This window comes from uncultured Sphingomonas sp., assembly GCF_936927845.1.
GTDB lineage: Bacteria > Pseudomonadota > Alphaproteobacteria > Sphingomonadales > Sphingomonadaceae > Sphingomonas.
Map to the genome: position 1 here is coordinate 1 of NZ_CAKZHV010000058.1, position 19709 is coordinate 19709.

Genomic DNA, 19709 nt, shown 5'->3' on the forward strand with positions numbered 1-19709 from the left:
CCCATCTAGGGGACCACCACGATACCGTCAAACGGTTTTTGCAGAAAAGTTGCAGAGAACGCGAAAAAAGCCCCCACGACACCTCCAGAGCGCCCCAGCGAGGCATCTCACGTTTACCCAAACGTAGCCCCGCATCAGGCAGATGCGACACATGACCTTCGCCTCGCCTGCCTCAACACATAGCCGCACGCCGCTGGTGCGGCAGATTCGCAACGCGGTCGTGTGGCGCTCGGGCAGCCAGATTCTGTCGCAGCTGGTGCAGTGGACCGCGACCTTTCTGGTCATCCGTATCCTGTCGCCGAGCGACTACGGCCTGTTCGCGATGAGCGCGGTCGTGCTCGCCTTCACCAACATGCTCGACGGCTATGGCTTGGCGAGTGCGCTGATCCGTCAGCCTGAGGTGACGCAGCGCGACATCCGGCAATTGTTCGGGCTGCTGCTGCTGCTCAACGGGACGCTGGCAATGGTGCAGGTGATCGTCGCGCCGCTGCTCGCGGCCTATTACCGTCAGCCGATCGTCGCCGACATGCTCCGCGTGCAATCGCTGCTGTACCTGACCACGCCGTTCATCGCGCTGCCCTCCGCGCTGCTCAGCCGCCAGCTCGATTTCAGTCGTCAGGCGAAGGTCAACATCGCCGCCTCGCTGATGTCGGCGTCGACCGCGCTGATCGGCGCATTGTCGGGCTGGGGCGTGTGGACGTTGGTCGCCGCACCCGGGGCGCTGTACCTGACCCGCGCGGTGGGACTGACCTGGGCCGCGCGCGCTTTGGTCCGTCCGTTGTTCAGATTCGGCGGCGCAGGCCAGTTGATGCGGTTTGGCGGGCTGATGGCGCTTGGGCAGCTCTTCTGGTTCCTGCAAAGCCAGAGCGACGTGTTCATCGCCGGGCGCGCGCTGTCGCCGCACCTGCTCGGTATCTACACCACCAGCCTGTTCCTGGCTCAGATCTTCGTGTCGAAGTTCGTGCCGCCGCTCAACGAGGTCGCGTTCAGCGCTTATGCCCGCATCCAGCACGACCGCGCGGCGCGCGCCACCGCGTTCCTGAAGGCGGTGCAATTGGTGATGTTGGCCGCACTCCCCTTCTACGTCGGGCTCGCCACCACGGCCGAGCCGCTGGTTCATGCCGTGTTGGGCGAGAAATGGGGCGAGGTCGTGCCCGCCGTCCGCCTGCTCGCCTTCGCGATGCCGGTGATGACGCTGCAGGTCCTCTATTCGCCGGCGTGCGACGCGGTCGGGCGTCCCGATGTTGGCGTGGTCAACGGGGCGATCGGCGCCGGCTTGCTGACGCTCGCCTTCCTGATCGGGGTTCGCGGCGGGGTAACGGGACTCGCGACCGCGTGGGTCGTCGCCTATCCGCTCTACCTCGCGCTCGGAAGCCGTAGCGCGCTGCCGGTCATCGGCGTGACATGGGGCTCGGTCGCCCGCGCCATCGCACCCGCAGCCTTATGCGCCGGCGCGATGGCGCTGGTGGTGCTCGGGCTCGATCGCCTGCTGCCCCCGCTCTCCGCCGTGCCGCACCTCGTGTTCCTGGTGGCGGCGGGCGCGGTCAGTTATGCCGGGCTGTTGCTCGGTCTGGCCCGCGGCACCGTGCGCGAGGTGATGGCGCTGATCCGCGCCTGAGCGCCGTCACGCATCGCGCCCGTCACGCCTGCTGGATATAGTCGCGCATCGCGCGCGCTTCCGCCTCGATCCGGTCGATGCGGTATTTGACCAGATCGCCGATCGAGACGATCCCGACCACCGCGCCCGCCTCGACCACCGGCAGGTGGCGGATGCGCCGCCTGGTCATCAGCGACAGCGCGCCGAGCACCGAATCCTCGCGGCCAACGGTGACCGCAGGCGTCGTCATCTCCGCCGAGACTGGATGATCCAGCGCCGCCGCGCCGTGTTCGCGCAAGCAGCGGATGACGTCGCGCTCGGAGAAGACCCCCGCGACCATGCCGCTGTTGTCGAGCACCGGCACCGCGCCGATCCGCCGCTCGGCGAGCAGCGCGACCGCGTCGGCGACGGTTCGATCGGGGGAGATGGACACAAGGTCGGCGCCCTTGTCGCCGAGGATCGTCGCGATGGTCATCGCCTTCTCTCCTGTATGGTCTCGCGCCTATAGGCTGGCGGCAGACATCATTTCACGTTCGCGCGCCTGTTGCAAAGCGTTGCCGCGCCGCGCTTGATCGAGGAAAGGAAGCATTGTGCAAGGCTTGGACGATCCCGCGCAGGCGCGACACGCGTGGCGGCGTTTTCGTCGTATTCTGGGCGTGATGACCGCGATCGGCATCGTTGCCGCGTTCGTTGCGGTGTGGCTGGTCGGGCGAGCCTATGGCGCGCTCGGCTGGATTGCGACGCTGGCGACGTTCGGGGGCGTGGTCGGGTCGATCGCGATGGCGGGGGCGCTGATGGGCCTCGCGTTCATGAGTTCGGGCACTGGCCACGACGAGGCCGCCGACGCGGCCGGGCTGGATACGAGAACGGGCCGAGCGCCCCTCAAGGACGTCGGCCCGTGATCATCGCAGCCCGAGCGGCGCAGGAGAACCGCGCGCCCGGCTAGTCCCGCTTACTCGGCAGGCGTCGCTTCACCGCTGGCGGCGCGCACGATACGGCGGCGACGCGGCTTGGGCGCCTCGGCAGCGGCGTCGTCGCCAGCAGGCGCCGGGACGTCTTCGTCGTCGCGCGCGGCCACGTCCTGCCGCGAAGGCACGAGGCCGAGCGCGGGCGGCAACCGGTCGGCACCGAGCGCCTCGGCAGGCGCAGCCGTATCCCCCGCATCCTCGCGCGGCTTGCGCGTCCGGGTCCGGCGGCGCGGTGCCTCCTCCGCCTGAACATCGCTCACTGGCGGCAGATCCTGCGCAGGTGCGGCGTTCGGCGCGGGCGCCTCGGACGGCGGCGTGTCGACGTCGTTGGCGACGGGAGCCTGCGTCGGGCGCTGGAAGCGACGCTCGTCATCGCGCGCTTCGACCGGACGACGGTCGCGATCGAACCGGGGACGCTCCTCGCGCGGCTGACGCTGCTGACGATCCTCACGACCCTCGCGCTGGCGCTCGTCGCGGCTGTCGCGCTGCCGGTCGTCGCGCTGGCGATCATCTCGGTCGCTGCGCGGGCGGTCGTCGCGGGCGGATCGCTCGCCGTACTGGCGGTCGCCATATTGACGATCGTTCTGCGGTCGATCGTTCTGCTGGCGGTCGGACTGCTGACGCTCGCCCCCCTGACGATCGCCCTCCTGTGCGCGCTGCATCTCGTCGGCGCGGACGGGCTCGCCCTCGTCACCGAAATCGTCGAACGGATCGAACTGGTCGAAATCGTCGCGCTGCTGGCGGCGCTGCTGCCCCTGATCCTCGTTGCGGCCGCGCTGGTCGGCGAGCACGCGGAAATAATGGTCGGCGAACTGCAGGTAATATTCGGTGTTGACCCGGTCGCCCGACATCTGCGCGTCGCGCGCCATGTTCTTGTACTTCTCGAGCAACTGCGCGGCGTTGCCGCGTGCGCGGCTGTCGATCCGGTTGCCGCTGTCGCGCTGCCCCTGGCCACCGCCACCGGGACGCTGCGGTCCATTGCCACGACCGCGACGGCGGCCTTGCTGACGATTGTTGATCAAAAGTGTGTCCTCGTCCTCGAACCTAAAACGGCACTGCTCCCGAACGGCACCGACCTCGGTGCACGGGCGATCATTCCCAAGGACGGCTGCGCACGGGCGAACCGGACCTGCCATGGCCACCGGACTGCAGCGGCTGATGACGAAGGGAGGGCTCAACGCCCCATAACAACGACGCGGTAAACAGCGCTGTCTGTGCGGGCCCCTACGGGCGCTCTAGCGGCTCGCCGCTCGTTCTCAAAGCGAAATATGAGGGCGCGGTCACCCAGGTTCAAGGCGTGACAACGAGGCAACGATCGAGCCCGGCGAGGTCGCGGCGTATTGCGACACGGAGCCCGACCGCGCGGAACAGTGCCGCGGCGCGCGCACCCTGCTCCGATCCGATCTCGATACAGGCAACGCCGCCGGGGGCGATCTGCGATGGCAGCGCGGGGGCGAGCCGGCGATAATCGTCGAGCCCGTCGGCGCCCGCGAACAGCGCCGACGCGGGCTCCCAGTCGCGCACCTCCGCGGGCAGGCTTGCGTCCGCCTCGATATAAGGCGGGTTGCACAGCACAAGGTCGAACGCCGCGCCGGTGCCCTGCCAGTCGCCCGCGATTATCTGGGCGCGGTCCGCCATGCCGAGCCGTTCGGCATTGCCGCGCGCAATCGTGAGTGCCGCCGCCGAGGCGTCGATGCCGACCCCTGTCGCGTGGGGCCATTCGTCGAGTGCGGCGAGCAGCAGCGCGCCCGAGCCGGTGCCGAGGTCGAGCACGCGGCGCGGTCCTGACGAGCCGGCGAAATGCGCGACTGCCGCCTCGATCAGCGTCTCGCTGTCGGCGCGCGGGACGAGCACACCCGGCGCGACATGCAGGTCGATCGTCCAGAAGGCGCGCGTGCCGGTAAGATACGCGACGGGTTCGTGCGCGGCGCGGCGCTCGACGAGCGCGTCGAACGCCGCCGGCACCGACCAGTCATCGAGCGTTAGCAGCAGGCGCTCGCGCGTGATGCCGAGCGCGTGGGCCAGCAGCAGCTCGGCGTCGAGCCGCGGGGTGGCGGAGAAGGCGAAGCGCTGCGCAGCGGCGGCGAGTGCGGCGCGGGGGGCCGAGGGGGGCATCACGATGCGGACCGGGTCACGCCGCGGCGAAGCCGCGCCGTCGAACAGGAGCGGCGCTCCTGCCGGCCGTGCTTGGTCGAGTCCTGCTGCGGCACGCAGCAGGACGACCTACGCATCCAGCGTCGCCAACCGCTCCGCCTCATCCTCCGCGATCAGCGCGCCGACCAGTTCGCCCAATTCACCCTGGAGAATCTCGGGCAGGCGGTGGAGCGTCAGGTTGATGCGGTGGTCGGTCACGCGGCCCTGCGGGAAATTGTAGGTGCGGATGCGCTCCGACCGATCGCCCGATCCGACCATCGCACGACGGGTGCCCGATCGCTCGGCCGCCAGCCGCTCGCGCTCGGCCTCGTACAGGCGGGTGCGTAGGACCTTGAGCGCTTTCGCCTTGTTCTTGTGCTGCGACTTCTCGTCCTGCTGGATCACGACCAGTCCGGTTGGCAAATGCGTGATGCGCACCGCGGAATCGGTCGTGTTGACCGACTGCCCGCCCGGACCCGAGGAACGATAGACGTCGATCCGCAGATCCTTCGCCTCGTCGATCTGGACGTCGACCTCCTCCGCCTCGGGCAGCACCGCGACCGTTGCCGCGGACGTGTGGATGCGCCCGCCGCTCTCGGTCACGGGCACGCGCTGGACACGGTGGACGCCGCTCTCGAACTTCAATTTCGCGAACACCCCCGATCCGGTGATCGAGGCGACCACTTCCTTGAACCCGCCCGCGTCGCTGTCCGACGCCGAGATCAGCTCGACGCGCCAGCCCTGCTCCTCGGCGAAGCGCTGGTACATGCGGAACAGGTCGCCCGCGAACAGCGCCGCCTCGTCGCCGCCGGTCCCAGCGCGCACCTCGAGCATCGCCGAGCGCTGATCGGCGGCATCGCGCGGCAAGAGCGCGAGCGCGAGGCGACGGTCGGCCTCGGCGAGTGCGGCCTTGTTCTCGCGCAGCTCCTCTTCGGCCATCGCGCGCAGCTCGGCGTCGGCGTCGTCGGTCATGTACTGGAGGCTCTCCGCCTCGGCGCGCAGCCGGCGCACCTCGCCCGCGGCCGCTGCTACGGGTTCGAGCTCGGCATATTCCTTCGACACCGCGACGAAGCGATCGCCGTCGAGATTGCCCGTCGCCATCAACGCGGACAGCTCGTCGCGCCGCGCCTCGATCTGGCGGATGCGATCAGGGGAGATGGTGGTCATGCGCGCGCGCCGTTCAACCGAGCACCGCCTGCGCGCGACCCGCCCCGCGCAGCACGCGTACCGCGTGCCCGTCGGCACGGAATGTCACCGTCTCCGCCGGATCGAGCTTCAACGCCTTGTCGTAGCGCTTGCGCGGTGAGCCAGTGGCGACGAGTTCGGCCGAGACACCGGCGCGCCGCAACTTGGCGAGCGCCGCCGTGGCCTCTGCCTGCGCGGCCTCATCTTCGATCACCACCACCACGTCGGGTCCGCTGAACGCCGGCTTCTCCAGCAGCATCGCCAGCCGCTCAATTCCCGCGGCCCAGCCGACTCCCGCGGTAGCCGGCCCGCCCAGGCTCTCGACCAAACCATCATAGCGCCCGCCCGCGAGCACGGTGCCCTGCGCGCCGAGCCGGTCGGTGACGAACTCGAACGCGGTGTGGCGGTAGTAATCGAGCCCGCGCACCAGCCGCGCGTTGCGCGTCCACGCGACTCCGGCGGCGTCGAGCCCGGCGGTCACCGCGTCGAAGAACGCGCGCGCCTCCGACGTCAGATAGGCGTCGATGTCGGGCGCGCTGTCGGCGATCGGACGATCGCGGGGGTCCTTTGAATCGAGAATACGCAGCGGGTTCTTGTCGAGCCGTGCGAGGCTGTCCTCCGACAGCTCGGTCCGGTGCGCTTCGAAATGCGCCACCAGCGCGGCACGCCAGGCGTCGCGCGTCTCCGCGTCGCCCAGCGTGTTCAGTTGCAGCGTCACGCCGTCAGCGATGCCGAGTTCGTGGAGTAGTTGGTCGGCGAGGCACAAGAGTTCGACATCCGCCGCCGGCTCGGGCGCGCCCAGGATCTCGGCGTCGATCTGGTGAAACTGGCGGTAGCGGCCCTTCTGCGGCCGCTCGTAGCGGAACACCGCGCCGCTGGTGACGAGCTTCAGCGGCGCGTACTGCTGCCATCCGCCGGTGATGTAGGCGCGCGCGATCCCCGCGGTGAACTCGGGGCGCAGCGTCAGGCTGTCGTTGCCGCGATCGGGGAAGGTGTACATTTCCTTCGACACGACATCGGTCGTCTCGCCGATCGAGCGTGCGAACACCTGCGTGTCCTCGAACACCGGCACCTCGACGCGCTCGAAACAATAGAGCCGGCGCACACGGTCGAAGGTCGATTGCACGTGCGCGAAGCGGCGTTCGTCATCGCGAAAGATGTCCTGCGTGCCACGCACGCGATTGGGGGTCTGGATACGGGCCATAAACGCGCGCGTATCTAGGCGAGCCGCCGCGCTCGCGCTAGCGCTTGCTCGATGAACGATACAGCGGGCCAGTGGACCGGGATCAAGCGGATGCTGGGGCAACGCGTAGCGCCGCCGCGCTTCGTGCTGTTCGTGGTCGTGTGCCTCGCTGGCGCTGGCCTGTTGTGGCCGGTCGCGGGCAAGGGCCGCGCGGTGATGGGCGGGTTCGATCTCGGCGCGCTGGCGTTCCTGCTGTCGCTCGCCTCCCTGTTCCGCAAATCCTCGGCCGCGGCGATGCGGCAGGCGACGCGCGCCAACGACGCCAATCGCGCGCTGCTGCTGGCGATCACCGCGGGCACCACCTTCGTCATTCTGGTCGCGGTCAACGGCGAGTTGAAGGGCAAGAACGACGCGTTCGCCATCGCGCTCGTGATCGTGACGCTCGCGCTCGCGTGGCTGTTCTCGAACATGGTCTATGCGCTCCACTACGCGCATCTGTTCTATGGTGCGGACGACGATGGCGCGGGGGACGCGGGCGGGCTCGACTTTCCGGGCACGAAGGAGCCCGATTACTGGGACTTCCTGTATTTCAGCTACACGCTCGGTATGACGTTCCAGACCTCGGACGTGACGCTGTCGAGCGGGCGGATGCGGCGGGTGGCCCTTGGGCAGTGTTTGGCGGCGTTCGTGTTCAACCTCGGCATCCTCGCCTTCACCATCAACACGATCGGCGGTGCGGGAGGCTAGACGCGGGCGGTCTGTGAACGGTAAGCCGTTCTGACATACACCAGAATATCACTCAGGGGACCGCGCCGCGCATGATCCGTTCTTTCCTGACCGCCACGTTGCTCGCCACGACCGCCCTGCCCGCCGCCGCGCAGGTGCCCGCGGGCAATTCCGCGCCGCAGCCGGTGCCGATCGTCGACACGATCCCCGAGGCGAAGGACGTGCGCTTCCCCGGCACGCTCCAGGTCAACGTCGACGCGACCGACACGACGCGCGGCATCTTCCGCGTGACCGAGACGATCCCGGTTCCGGCCGCCGGGCACATGGTGCTGCTGTTTCCGAAATGGTTGCCGGGCGCGCACAGCCCGCGCGGTGAGATCGAGAAGCTCGCCGGTCTGGTGTTCAAGGCGAACGGTCAGGTGATCCCGTGGACGCGCGACACCGTCGACGTGTTCGCGTTCCACCTGGACGTGCCCGCGGGCGTGACCGCGCTGGAGGCGTCGTTCCAGTTCATCTCCGCGACCAAGGGCGATCAGGGCCGGATCGTCGCGACGCCGACGATGATCAGCATGGAGCCGAACTCGGTCAGCCTCTACCCGGCGGGCTATTTCACCCGGCAGATCCCGGTGCAGATGACGGTCAGATACCCTGACGGCTGGACCGCGGCCGGCGCGCTCAAGGCGCAGGTGACCGGATCGACCTACGCGTACGAGCCGACCAATTACGAGATCCTGGTCGATTCGCCGATGCTGGCGGGCAAGTACGGCCGCGTCGTGCCGCTGTCGTCGCGCGTGAACCTGAACCTCTTCGCCGACGATCCCGCCGAGCTCGCCGCGACGCCGGCGCAGATCGACGCGCACAAGCGACTGGTCGAGCAGGCGGTGAAGACCTTTGGCGCGCAGCATTACGACCATTACGAGTTCCTGCTGTCGATCACCGATCAATTGGGCGGCATCGGGCTGGAGCATCACCGGTCGAGCGAGAACGGCGTGACGCCGGGTTATTTCACCAAGTGGGACGATGGCCCCGGCCGCCGCAACCTCTTGCCGCACGAGTTCACCCATTCGTGGGACGGCAAGTTCCGCCGCGGCGCGGACCTGTGGACACCCGACTTCCGCATGCCGATGCGCGACTCGCTGCTGTGGGTGTACGAAGGGCAGACGCAATTCTGGGGCTATATCCTCCAGGCGCGCTCGGGCCTCGTCAGCAAGCAGGACACGCTCGACCAGCTCGCGGCGATCGCGGCGAGCTACGATTCGCAGCGCGCGCGCGACTGGCGCGATCTGCTCGACACCACCAACGATCCGATCATCTCGGCGCGCAGGCCAAAGGGTTGGACGAGCTGGCAGCGCTCGGAGGATTATTACAACGAGGGGCTGCTCGTCTGGATGGAGGTCGATTCGCGGCTGCGCGAGCTGTCGCGCGGCAAGAAATCGATCGACGATTTCGCGCGCGCATTCTTCGGGGTACGCGACGGCGACTGGGGTGAGCTGACCTATACGTTCGAGGACGTGGCGGCGACGCTCAACAAGATTCAGCCTTACGACTGGGCGACGCTGCTGCGCCAGCGACTGACCGAGCATGCGCCCGGCGCGCCGATCTCGGGGTTCGAGCGCAACGGCTATCGCCTGACCTATGCCGATACGCCCACGCCGTCGTTCAAGAGCGGTGAGTCGTCACGCAAGATCACCGACCTGACCTATTCGGGCGGGCTGGTCGTCAGCGAGGGCGAGAGCAAGGGCGGGGTCACCGGCGTCAGTTGGGGCAGCCCCGCCTTCAACGCCGGGCTGACGGTCGGCGCGACGATCGTGTCGATCAACGGGCAGCCTTACTCGGCGGATGCGCTGAAGAAGGCGATCCGGGCCGCACAGACCGCCAACGGCCAGGCGGGCAACGGTCAGGCGGGCGGCGTGCCGATCCAGCTGATCGTCCGTCAACAGGACGCGTATCGCACGGTGACCCTCGACTGGCACGGGGGCTTGCGCTACCCGCGCCTCGAAAAAATCGGCAAGGGTGATTCCGGGCTCGACCGCCTGCTCGAACCGCGCTGAGCCACGGGGCGTGATCTCAACAAGGGAATTCAATGCGTATTGATCTTATCCCGGTCGGCAAGAGTCCGCCCGACGACCTGAACGTCATCATCGAAGTGCCGACCGGCGGCGAGCCGGTGAAGTACGAGTTCGACAAGGCATCGGGCGCGCTGTTCGTCGATCGCATCCTGCACACGCCGATGCGTTACCCGGCGAACTACGGCTTCGTGCCGCACACGCTGTCGCCCGACGGCGATCCGCTCGACGCGCTGGTCGTGTCGCGTTCGCCATTCATTCCAGGCTGCGTGGTGCGCGCGCGCCCGATCGCGGTGCTGAACCTGGAAGACGAGGCCGGCGGCGACGAGAAACTGGTCTGCGTGCCGGTCGACTCGACCTTTCCCTACTACACCAAGGTCGATGGCCGTGAGGATCTGCCCGAGATCGTGTTCGAGCAGATCGAGCATTTCTTCACCCACTACAAGGACCTGGAGAAGAAGAAGTGGGTGCGGATCGGCACCTGGGGCGACCGCGACGAGGCGCGCCGGATCACGCTGGAAGCGATCGAACGCTATGACGCGGCCAAGGCGCAGGGCGAGGAGCCGCACGACCACGACGTTCCGGGTCGCGAATAAGCCTCTATCCTGACGACGGGTGGCGGCGTTCGCGTCGCACGCTCATCAGTGACGCCGGGGAGCACGCAACGGGCGAGCTCCCCGGCGTTGTCGTACGTGGATCTCAGACGATTACAGCGTTGCGGCAGAGGCGCCTGCTCCGCTCACGCGACTGCCCCGGCGGTCAGCTTCAAGCCGGCGATGCAGGCGACGACGCCCGCGATCAGCAGCAGGCGGACCGCGCTGGCGGGTTCGCCGAACCAGACGATCCCGACGATCACGGTGCCGAGCGCGCCGATCCCGCCCCACACTGCATAAGCGGTTCCCATCGCGATGCTGCGCGAGGCGACCTCCAGCAAGGTCATCGAACATCCCACACTGGCAAGGAAGCCGAGCGTCCAGGGTATGTTGCGGAAGTTGTCGACGTGGCGCAGGCAGGTAGTGAAGCCGATCTCGAACAAGCCACCGACGATCAGCAGCACCCACGCCATCAGCCACGCCCCGCCAGTGCGACGAGCGCGTCGCCCGTCACGCGCTGGATCGTCCATTCCTCCATCGGCACCGCGCCGATCTTGCGATAAAAATCGATCGCCGGGGTGTTCCAGTCGAGCACCGACCATTCGAAGCGTCCGCAGCCGCGGTCGAGCGCCAGGCGTGCGAGATGGGCGAGCAAGGCACGCCCCGCCCCCCGCCCGCGCGCGTCCGGCGTGACGTACAAATCCTCGAGGTAGAGCCCGCGCCGCCCGGTCCATGTCGAGAAATTGTGAAAGAACAATGCGAAGCCGATCGCTTCGCCAGCCTCCTCGGCGATCACGGCCTCGGCGGCGGGATGTTCGCCGAACAGCGCGAGCGCGAGGCTCGCGTCGGTCGCCTCGACCGCATCGGGTTCGCGTTCATAGGCGGCGAGTTCACGGATGAAGCGCAGGATCGTCGCAACGTCGGCGTGGGTAGCAGGTCGAATATCGGTCATACCGCCTGCTCTATCGCAGATTGCGCGATATCGCGACGACGCGCGGCGTACAGGCATGCGCCGACGATGATCGCGGCGCCGGCGAGCGTGGTCGGCTGCACGCGCTCGCCGAAGACAAGCCAGCCGAGTGCGGCGGCGTAGACGAAAGAGGTATATTCGGTGGTGGCGAGATAGCCCGTCTCACCGTGCGCATAAGCCCAGGCGAGCAGGAACAAGGACGAGGTGCCGAGCGCGGCGGCAACCGCGATCTTCCACCACTCGCTTAAGGGAGGCAGCACCGCCAGCCACGGCGCGGCGCCGGCAAGGATTGCGGTGACGAGCGCGGATTGCAGAAAGGCGATCTCGGCGGGCCGCGCGGCCTGGCTTTGCAGGCGCGCGACGACCAAGTTGACGGCATAGAGTACGGCCGAGGCGAGGATCGCGACCGCGCCCTCGAACGCCTGCGGTCCCATGACGGCGCTTCGCTGTCCCGCCAGGATTACGCCGACGCCCGCGACCGCGACGAACGAGGCGGTGACGACGCGGCGTCCCACCCGCTCGTGCAGGAACAACGCACCGAGCAGCAGCGCGAGCAGCGGGGCGATGTAGGCGAGCGAGATCGCCTGCGCCATCGGCACGCGCGCCAGGCCCCAGAAGAACAGCAACGCCATCGCCGCGGTGATGCCGCCGCGCAAGCCGTGGAGGCGCAGCGCGCGGGCAGTCGGGCGCGGACGACCGCTCGCCAGCCATGCGGTGCCGCCGAACAGCGTCGACAGCCCGGTGCGCCAGACCAGCGCATTGTAGACGCCCAGGCCGAGCACCAGCGATTTCATGAACGCGTCCATGATCGAGAACAGCCCGATGCCCGCGGCAGCGACCGTAAAGGCTAGTGCGGGCGATAGCTGACGCGCGGTCATCGCCGTGCCCGGTCGATGCCCGAAATTGAGGCAAAGTTGAGAAAGTTGAGGTTCACGCGCACGCGGCGCGCGCGGCTCGACATCATGTCGAGAACGGCGCTGGCTTGGGGCGGGATCATCGAAGCGGGCACGTGCCGCCTATGGCCGATCACGGGCGGATAGGACAGGGAAGGAACGACCGGGCGATCGGCGATCCGGGTTGCAAACGATCCTCTGCATGTTCGGCATAAGTCGGTTGTCCGATGGCGGGAGAACGATCGTTGCGGCCGATGGAGCCGGTGAGGAATGGCGGTGGCCACCCCGAACGGCGCTACGTCGATAGCCGCGCGAGGCGTGACGACGTAGGGCGCGGCGTCTACGCTGCGAGCGACCATCACCGCAGGAGGACGCCCTTGGCCCAGATCGATTCCGTGGCTCGGATCAATTACGTCGAGCTTCCCGCCCGCGATCTCGGTGCGGCGCGGACGTTCTACGCGACGGTGTTCGGGTGGGATCTGACCGATTTCGGCCCGAGCTATTCGTCGACCACGACGGGTACCGTCGACCTCGGACTCCAGGGCGACATGAGCGAGGCCACCAGCATGCCGCTCGCGGTGGTGCTGGTCGAGGACATCGATGCGGCACAACGCAGTGTCATCGCTGCGGGAGGAACGATCAGCCGCGCGGTTTTCGCCTTCCCCGGCGGGCGCCGCTTCCACTTCCGCGATCCCAATGGTTTTGAGCTCGCGATCATGCAGGCGGAATAACCTGACCGATCAGCGCCCCCGCCGCGTCCGCGAATCCCTCGAAGCGAACAGGCGGTCAGCTGAGCCGGGCTCCGGCCGCGCGACGCTATTCCGCTGCGAGTTTGGCGGCGGCCGCGTGTGCCTCGATCTCGGCGGCCTTGGCCTCGACCAGGCGAACGATGTGGTCGATCATGCCCGCGTCCTGGACATGGTGGTCGGTGACGCCCGACAGATACACCATGTGCTTGCCGTTGCCGCCGCCAGTGATCCCGATATCGGTCTCGCGCGCCTCGCCCGGGCCATTGACGACGCAGCCGAGCACGGAGAGCGACATCGGCGTGCGGATGTGCTGCAACCGCTCCTCCAGCGCCTGCACCGTGCGGATCACGTCGAAACCCTGGCGCGCGCAGCTGGGGCACGAGACGACACGGACGCCGCGGTTGCGGATGCCGAGCGCCTTCAGGATCTCGAAACCGACGCGCACCTCGTCCTCGGGCTCGGCCGACAAGGACACGCGGATCGTGTCGCCGATGCCGAACCACAGCAGCGAGCCGATACCAATCGAGGATTTGACGGTGCCGCCGACGAAGCCGCCCGCCTCCGTTATCCCTAAGTGCAGCGGGCAATCGACCACGCCCGCGAGCTGTTGATAGGCCGCGACCGCGAGGAAAAAGTCCGACGCCTTCACCGCGACCTTGTATTCGTGAAAGTCGTGGTCCTGGAGCAGCTTGATGTGGTCGAGTGCGGATTCGACCAACGCGTCTGGGCACGGCTCGCCGTATTTCTCGAGCAGATGCTTTTCCAAGCTGCCGCCATTGACGCCGATGCGGATCGCGCAACCGTTTGCCTTGGCGGCGCGCACGACCTCGGCAACGCGGGCGGGCGAGCCGATGTTGCCCGGGTTGATGCGCAGGCAGGCCGCACCCGCGTCGGCGGCTTCCAGCGCGCGCTTGTAGTGGAAATGGATGTCGGCGATGATCGGCACGTTCGCGGCACGCACAATCTGCGGCAGCGCGGCGGTTGATTCGACGTCGGGGCACGAGACGCGGATCAGGTCGACGCCGACATCCTCGCAGCGGCGGATCTGGTCGATCGTCGCGCCGACATTGTCGGTGGGCGTGTTGGTCATCGTCTGCACGGTGACGGGCGCGCCGCCGCCGACGGGAACGTTGCCGACCATGATCTGGCGGCTCTCTCGGCGGACGATGTCACGCCACGGACGAATGGACATGCCGCCCATATACGCGCGCGCAGGCCCGGCCGAAAGCCCGGCTTGCCGACCCGAGATTCAGACCGGATCGGCTGTATCAGCAATGTTTCGTTGAGAGAAGGCAAGCTATGCCCGCACGATGCGTCCCGCTCCCCCTGTCCGGCATTTGTCCGGTCGGCACTATGGCCTCGACTGGCTGCGGATCGGCGCGTTCGCGCTGCTGATCCTGTACCACGCGACCTTGGTGTTCGCGCCCGGCCACTGGGTGATCAAATGGCCGCAAACCAATTCCGATCTGGTGGTGCCGCTCGCGTTCCTGACGCCGTGGCGGCTGCCGCTGCTGTTCGCGGTATCGGGGTTCGCGACGCGGCGGCTGCTGATGCGCTCACCCTCGCTCGCGGACTTCGCGCGCGGGCGCAGCAAGCGGTTGCTGATTCCGCTCGCCTTCGGGTTGCTGGTGCTGCTGCCGCCCGAATTGTGGGTGCGCGCCCGGCTGGCGGGCGATCCGCTACCCTTGGGCGGTTACTGGCTGCACGAATATTGGCTGCCGGCGCCCCGCTACGGACTGGGGTTCCCGGCGTGGGAGCATCTGTGGTTCGTACTGTATCTGTGGACCTACACCATGCTGCTGGTGCTGCTGGTCCGGGCGCGCGGGTCCGAGTGGGTGCAAGCGCAAATCGAGGTGTTGACCGCGAACAACCGCATCCTGTGGGCACCGATCGCGTTACTGGCGACGGCGCGGCTGTCGCTGATGTTCGTTGTGCCCGAACAGCACGGGTTGTTCACCGACTGGAGCGGGCACGTGCAATATCTCTCGTTCCTGTTGTTCGGCTTCGCGCTCGGCGGGTCGAGCGTGTTGTGGCAGCGGATCGCCGCGCACGCGGACGCCGCCCTGCCGGTGGCGCTTCTGTGCGGCTGCCTGTCCGCCTGGGTGGAGCATCGTTATCCCGGCAGCGAGATGCCGCCGCACCTGCTCGCCGCCGCCGAGCGTGCCGCGCAGGTGGCGATGGCGTGGTCGATGCTGCTGATCCTGCTGCACGTCGCCGATCGCTGGTTGAACCGCGACGCACCATGGCGTGCGCGGCTGGCGGAGGGGGTGTTCCCTGCGTACCTGATCCACCATCCGGTGATCGTGGTGACCGCCTGGGCAATCGTGCCGCTGGGTCTGTCCGCCGCCGCCGGGTTCGCGATCGTGCTGGCGACCACGACGGCGGCGTGTGTCGGCTTCTACCTGCTGGCGCGCGCGGTGCCGCCGCTGCGTGCGTTGGCAGGGCTGGGCGCGCTGCCGCCGACGCCGACGCCGCGCGCGGGCCTGGTCGCGGCGGAATGAGCCTCTGGTGGATGGCCCGGTAACGGGCGCGTGATTGGCGTGGGCGCGGCGAAGCTGCTAGGCGCACGCCCATGCAACGCCATTACGGGCTCGACTGGCTCCGCATCGGCGCCTTCGCGCTGCTGATCCTCTACCATGTCGGCATGGTTTTCGTGCCGTGGGACTATCACGTGAAACTCGCCGGTCCGCGCTGGGCGACGGTGCCGATGATGGCGACCAACCCATGGCGGCTGTCGCTGCTGTTCATCGTCTCCGGCTACGCCAGCCGCGCGCTGTTGAAGCGCCATTCGAGCCGCTGGCGCTTCGCACGCAACCGCACGGCGCGGCTGCTGGTCCCGCTCATCTTCGGGATGGCGGTGATCGTGCCGCCGCAGGCATGGGTCGAGCTGGTGGCGAAACGCGGCTATCCGCATAATTACGCGTGGTTCTGGTGGCACGATTATTTCCGCTTCGATGCGGCGATGGGCGTGCCGCTGCCGACGTGGAACCACCTGTGGTTCGTGGCTTACCTGTGGCTTTACACGCTGGCGATCACGCTGGCGGTAGCGGTGACGCCCAAGCGGTTGCGCGAGCGCGCGCAGCGCGGGTTCGAGGCACTGTTTCGCGGGCCGGTATTGATGCTGCTGCCGCTCATCTGGATGGTGCTGGTCAATCTGGTGCTGTTTCCGGGCGGGCGCGAGACGCATGCGGTGCTGGGCGACTGGGTGGCGCACGCGACCTATTTCCCCGCTTTCCTGTTCGGGTTCGCGTTGGCACGCGCCGACGGCACACTGGCGAGTTTCGTGCGCTGGTGGAAGCTGGCCGCGGGCGTGGCGCTCGCGTCCTACGCACTCGTCGCCGGGATCGAGCTGACCTGGCCGGGCGTGGCGGGCGCGCCGCACGGGGTGGGCGAGCTGTTCTCGGTCGCGCGCGCGGTGGAGGGCTGGTTCGCGATCGCCGCGCTGATCGGGTTCGCCGACAGCCACTGGAACCGCGACCATCGCTGGCGCCCGATGCTGACCGAGGCGGTGTTCCCGTTCTACATCATCCACCAGACCGTGATCGTGGTGGTGGGCTGGTGGCTGACGCGCGCGGGATTGCCGGTGCTGGCCGATTTCCTGATCCTGGTCGCGGCGACCGTGGCGGGATGCTGGGCGTTCTACCTCGTCGGGCGCAGGATACCGCTGGTCCGGCCGTTGATCGGGCTGAGGCGTCACGCGTCGAAGCGCACCCACGTCGATCCGCGCCCTGCGATCGCCTGAACATCACATGGAGCAATCGATGACGACCGAGCATCCGCCGCGCTCGACGCTTACGCATCCGCCGCGCTGGACGCTGGTGATCCACGGCGGCGCGGGGATCATCACGCGCGGCGTGCTGACGCCCGAGCAGGACGGGGGCGCGCGCGCCGGCCTCACCCGCGCGCTGGAGGCCGGGGGTGCAGTGCTGGCACGCGGCGGTGCGGCGGTCGACGCGGTCGAGGCGGCGGTGCGCGTGCTGGAGGATGACGCGCATTTCAATTCCGCGCGCGGGGCGGTGCTGACGTTCGAGGGGCGGGTCGAGCTCGACGCCGCGATCATGGACGGGCGCGACCGATCGGCGGGCGCGGTCGCCGGCGTAACGGGCGCGCGCAACCCGGTCAGCCTCGCGCGTGCGGTGAAGGACCACAGCCCGCACGTGCTGCTGACCGGCGCGGGCGCGGACACGTTCGCGCGCGAGCAGGGCGTCGAGCAGGCGGGCGAGGACTGGTTCGTGATCCCCGAACGTCGCGCGCAACTCGCCGCGATGAAGGAAAGCGAGGACTGGTTCGACGTCGACATGAAGTACGGCACGGTCGGCGCGGTGGCGTGCGACAAGGACGGCCATGTCGCCGCCGCCACCTCGACCGGGGGCGTGACCGGCAAGCGCTGGGGCAGGGTCGGCGATTCGCCGCTGATCGGCGCGGGCACCTGGGCCGACGATCGCGCCTGCGCGGTGTCGGCGACCGGATCGGGCGAATTCTTCATCCGCGAGAGCGTCGGACACGAGATCGGCGCGCGCGTGCGGATGCTGGGCGAGCCGCTGCAGGTCGCGGCCGACGCGGTGATGGCCGGCGTAAAGACACTGGGCGGCAGCGGGGGCGTGATCGTGACCGGGCCGGACGGACAGCCGGTATGGAGCTTCACCACGCAGGGCATGTACCGCGGGCAGGTATCGGCAGACATCGAGGCAAAGGTCGCGATCTACGCCGACGAGGGGTGAAGATCGGGGGTGAATGAACACTCACGCCCATTGAGCGGACGCGCGGCGCAAGCTACGGCGAGACGCATGGCTGTTTATTTCCACGAGGAAGACCTTCCCGGCGACGTGTTCGCGCCCGGCGCCGCGATCGCGGTGGATACCGAGACGATGGGGCTGATCACGCCGCGCGACCGCTTGTGCGTGGTGCAATTGTCCGACGGGCAGGGTGACGAGCATCTGGTGCGGTTCATGCCCGGCAGCGATTATGCCGCGCCGAACCTGAAGCGCGTGCTGGCCGATCCTGCGCGGTTGAAGCTGTATCATTTCGGCCGCTTCGACATTGCGGCGCTGCGCTTCTACCTGGGCGTGGTGGCCGCGCCGGTTTATTGCACCAAGATCGCGTCGCGGCTGGTGCGCACCTACACCGATCGGCACGGGTTGAAGGAGCTGGTCAAGGAACTGCTCGGCCAGGATATCTCCAAGCAGCAGCAATCGTCCGACTGGGGTGGGCCGGAGCTGTCCGACGCGCAGCGCGATTATGCCGCCTCCGACGTGCGTTACCTGCACCGGATGAAGGAGGAACTGGACAAGCGGCTGGTGCGCGAAGGGCGGATGGCGCTGGCGCAGGCGTGTTTCGACTTCCTGCCGGCGCGGGCCGAACTCGACATTGCGGGCTGGCCCGAGGTCGACATCTTCGCGCACGCTTGAGCCATCGGAGGAGCTGATGAGCGAGCTTGCCCGCCGGACCCTGTCGGATCGCCAGCAATGGGCACGTCCGGGTGGTCGGCACGACCGTCTGATCCGCACGTCCAACTGGGTCATCCCCGCCTCGATCGGCGTGCTGACCGCGTTTCTGGTGATGGCGCCGCTGACGATGGCGGGCGACGTGTCGTTCGTGCTCGACAAGAACAAGGTCGATGTCGCGAAGGAGCGCTTGAAGCTGCAATCGGCGACCTATCGCGGGACCGACAGCAAGGGGCAGCCGTTCGAGCTCGAGGCGGGCTCGGCGGTGCAGAAGAGCTCGGCCGAGGCGGTGGTGCGGATCCAGCAGATGGCGGCGGCGATCCAGTTGCAGGACGGCCCCGCACGGCTGACGGCGCCCCGCGCACGCTATGACATGGATACCGAGAAGGTACGAGTCGACGGACCGATCGCAGTGCGCGCGCCCAACAATTACGCGCTCAACACCTCCAGCGCCGACGTCGATCTGAAGACGCGGCAACTGACCTCGACCGCGCCGGTGACGGGCACGGTCCGGCAGGGTAATTTCAGCGCGAACAGCATGTCGGCCGATCTGGAATCGCGCACGGTCAGGCTGAACGGCAACGCACGCTTGCGCATCGTGCCCGGACAAACGAAATGAGCGCCATGCGCCGCCAGTTCCCGCTCCTGTCGCTGCTCGTGCTGGCTGCCCCCGTGGCCGCGCAGAGCAAGCACAACACCAACGCACCGATCGATTTCGGCGCCGACCAGATCGAGTTGCAGGACAAGGCGAACCGCGCGGTGCTGACCGGCAACGTCGCGGTGAAACAGGCCGAGATGACGCTGAACGCGGCGCGGATGAACGTCGCCTACACCGGACAGGTGATCGACGGGAACCCGCAGGTGTCGAGGCTCGACGCGTCGGGCGGGGTCACGGTGCGTCGCCCAGACCAGACCGCGCGCGGGCAATATGCGATCTACGACCTCAATCGCCGCGTCATCACGATGCTGGGCGCGGTCAGGCTGACGCAGGGGCCGAATACGGTCAATGGCGCGCGGCTGACGATCAACCTCGACACCGGGCGCGCGGTGATCGACGGATCGGCGGTGCGCGGCGGCAGCGGCAGCGGTGCGGCGGGCAACGTGCAGCAAGCGCCGACCGGCCGTGTGACGGGGACGTTCTCGGTTCCGAAACGAAGCTGAAGACGACTACGTCGTTCCTTACGCGACCAAGGGCTACTGAA

At 68.1% G+C, this 19709-nt stretch carries 21 protein-coding genes; 12 read left to right on the plus strand and 9 right to left on the minus strand.

Annotated elements, in window-relative coordinates:
- The first annotated feature begins 151 nt into the window (after positions 1–151).
- The gene (locus tag Q0579_RS08945; RefSeq protein WP_298811448.1) at positions 152–1618 is read left to right on the plus strand and encodes a lipopolysaccharide biosynthesis protein; all 1467 of its coding nucleotides are present in this window, start codon (positions 152–154) and stop codon (positions 1616–1618) included.
- Between the two features lie 22 nt (positions 1619–1640).
- Here the strand turns inward: Q0579_RS08945 and Q0579_RS08950 are convergent, their stop codons facing one another.
- Positions 1641–2072, minus strand: coding sequence for a CBS domain-containing protein (locus Q0579_RS08950; protein WP_298811451.1), 432 nt, complete (start codon positions 2070–2072; stop codon positions 1641–1643).
- Between the two features lie 115 nt (positions 2073–2187).
- Between Q0579_RS08950 and Q0579_RS08955 the strand changes: the two genes are divergently transcribed.
- A complete protein-coding gene (locus tag Q0579_RS08955; protein WP_298811453.1) occupies positions 2188–2499 on the plus strand; it encodes a hypothetical protein in 312 nt (103 codons plus the stop codon).
- A gap of 50 nt (positions 2500–2549) precedes the next feature.
- On the opposite strand, the gene Q0579_RS08960 is transcribed toward Q0579_RS08955, so the two are convergent.
- From Q0579_RS08960 to hisS, 4 genes are all read right to left on the minus strand, one after another.
- The gene (locus Q0579_RS08960) at positions 2550–3587 is read right to left on the minus strand and encodes a DUF4167 domain-containing protein (RefSeq protein ID WP_298811456.1); all 1038 of its coding nucleotides are present in this window, start codon (positions 3585–3587) and stop codon (positions 2550–2552) included.
- Between the two features lie 268 nt (positions 3588–3855).
- The gene (prmC, locus tag Q0579_RS08965) at positions 3856–4680 is read right to left on the minus strand and encodes a peptide chain release factor N(5)-glutamine methyltransferase (RefSeq protein WP_298811459.1); all 825 of its coding nucleotides are present in this window, start codon (positions 4678–4680) and stop codon (positions 3856–3858) included.
- A gap of 108 nt (positions 4681–4788) precedes the next feature.
- Positions 4789–5865 (minus strand): peptide chain release factor 1, encoded by a 1077-nt coding sequence (prfA, locus tag Q0579_RS08970; RefSeq protein ID WP_298811461.1) that lies wholly within the window; start codon positions 5863–5865, stop codon positions 4789–4791.
- Between the two features lie 13 nt (positions 5866–5878).
- Complete coding sequence (gene hisS / locus Q0579_RS08975; protein ID WP_298811463.1) at positions 5879–7087, minus strand: histidine--tRNA ligase; 1209 nt, start codon at positions 7085–7087, stop codon at positions 5879–5881.
- Between the two features lie 51 nt (positions 7088–7138).
- Between hisS and Q0579_RS08980 the strand changes: the two genes are divergently transcribed.
- From Q0579_RS08980 to ppa, 3 genes are all read left to right on the plus strand, one after another.
- Positions 7139–7813 (plus strand): DUF1345 domain-containing protein, encoded by a 675-nt coding sequence (locus tag Q0579_RS08980; protein WP_298811465.1) that lies wholly within the window; start codon positions 7139–7141, stop codon positions 7811–7813.
- Between the two features lie 71 nt (positions 7814–7884).
- Positions 7885–9843 (plus strand): peptidase M61, encoded by a 1959-nt coding sequence (locus Q0579_RS08985; RefSeq protein ID WP_298811467.1) that lies wholly within the window; start codon positions 7885–7887, stop codon positions 9841–9843.
- Between the two features lie 32 nt (positions 9844–9875).
- Positions 9876–10454 carry an inorganic diphosphatase gene (gene ppa / locus Q0579_RS08990; RefSeq protein ID WP_298811469.1) on the plus strand — a complete coding sequence of 193 codons (579 nt, stop codon included), beginning with the start codon at positions 9876–9878 and terminating at the stop codon, positions 10452–10454.
- A 143-nt stretch (positions 10455–10597) separates the two neighbouring features.
- On the opposite strand, the gene Q0579_RS08995 is transcribed toward ppa, so the two are convergent.
- Genes Q0579_RS08995 through Q0579_RS09005 form a run of 3 tightly spaced genes read right to left on the minus strand, consistent with a single transcriptional unit; the run spans position 10598 to position 12299 of the window.
- A complete protein-coding gene (locus Q0579_RS08995; protein WP_298811472.1) occupies positions 10598–10924 on the minus strand; it encodes a multidrug efflux SMR transporter in 327 nt (108 codons plus the stop codon).
- Positions 10924–11403 (minus strand): GNAT family N-acetyltransferase, encoded by a 480-nt coding sequence (locus Q0579_RS09000; protein WP_298811474.1) that lies wholly within the window; start codon positions 11401–11403, stop codon positions 10924–10926. The genes Q0579_RS08995 and Q0579_RS09000 overlap by 1 nt, the downstream gene beginning before the upstream one ends.
- Entirely contained in the window at positions 11400–12299 is a 900-nt protein-coding gene (locus Q0579_RS09005; RefSeq protein WP_298811476.1) for a DMT family transporter, read from the minus strand. Before Q0579_RS09005 ends, Q0579_RS09000 begins: the two co-directional genes overlap by 4 nt.
- A 392-nt stretch (positions 12300–12691) precedes the next feature.
- Here Q0579_RS09005 and Q0579_RS09010 point away from each other — a divergent pair, with 392 nt between their 5' ends.
- Positions 12692–13045: a VOC family protein gene (locus tag Q0579_RS09010; RefSeq protein WP_366522281.1), complete on the plus strand. Its 354-nt coding sequence runs from the start codon at positions 12692–12694 to the stop codon at positions 13043–13045.
- Positions 13046–13130: 85 nt separating this feature from the next.
- Here Q0579_RS09010 and ispG read toward each other — a convergent pair whose 3' ends face one another.
- The gene (gene ispG, locus Q0579_RS09015; RefSeq protein ID WP_298811478.1) at positions 13131–14255 is read right to left on the minus strand and encodes a flavodoxin-dependent (E)-4-hydroxy-3-methylbut-2-enyl-diphosphate synthase; all 1125 of its coding nucleotides are present in this window, start codon (positions 14253–14255) and stop codon (positions 13131–13133) included.
- 118 nt (positions 14256–14373) lie between these two features.
- On the opposite strand from ispG, the gene Q0579_RS09020 reads away from it, so the two are divergent.
- The 6 genes from Q0579_RS09020 to Q0579_RS09045 all read left to right on the plus strand — a co-directional run bounded on the left by Q0579_RS09020 (position 14374) and on the right by Q0579_RS09045 (position 19668).
- Positions 14374–15564 (plus strand): acyltransferase family protein, encoded by a 1191-nt coding sequence (locus Q0579_RS09020; RefSeq protein WP_298811480.1) that lies wholly within the window; start codon positions 14374–14376, stop codon positions 15562–15564.
- 71 nt (positions 15565–15635) lie between these two features.
- The gene (locus tag Q0579_RS09025) at positions 15636–16805 is read left to right on the plus strand and encodes an acyltransferase family protein (protein WP_298811481.1); all 1170 of its coding nucleotides are present in this window, start codon (positions 15636–15638) and stop codon (positions 16803–16805) included.
- 19 nt (positions 16806–16824) lie between these two features.
- Positions 16825–17784 (plus strand): isoaspartyl peptidase/L-asparaginase, encoded by a 960-nt coding sequence (locus Q0579_RS09030; protein WP_298811483.1) that lies wholly within the window; start codon positions 16825–16827, stop codon positions 17782–17784.
- Positions 17785–17850: 66 nt separating this feature from the next.
- A complete protein-coding gene (locus Q0579_RS09035; RefSeq protein ID WP_298811485.1) occupies positions 17851–18471 on the plus strand; it encodes a ribonuclease D in 621 nt (206 codons plus the stop codon).
- A 16-nt stretch (positions 18472–18487) separates the two neighbouring features.
- Positions 18488–19126: an LPS export ABC transporter periplasmic protein LptC gene (gene lptC / locus Q0579_RS09040; RefSeq protein ID WP_298811488.1), complete on the plus strand. Its 639-nt coding sequence runs from the start codon at positions 18488–18490 to the stop codon at positions 19124–19126.
- A 5-nt stretch (positions 19127–19131) separates the two neighbouring features.
- Complete coding sequence (locus tag Q0579_RS09045; protein WP_298811490.1) at positions 19132–19668, plus strand: LptA/OstA family protein; 537 nt, start codon at positions 19132–19134, stop codon at positions 19666–19668.
- Positions 19669–19709: the final 41 nt, after the last annotated feature.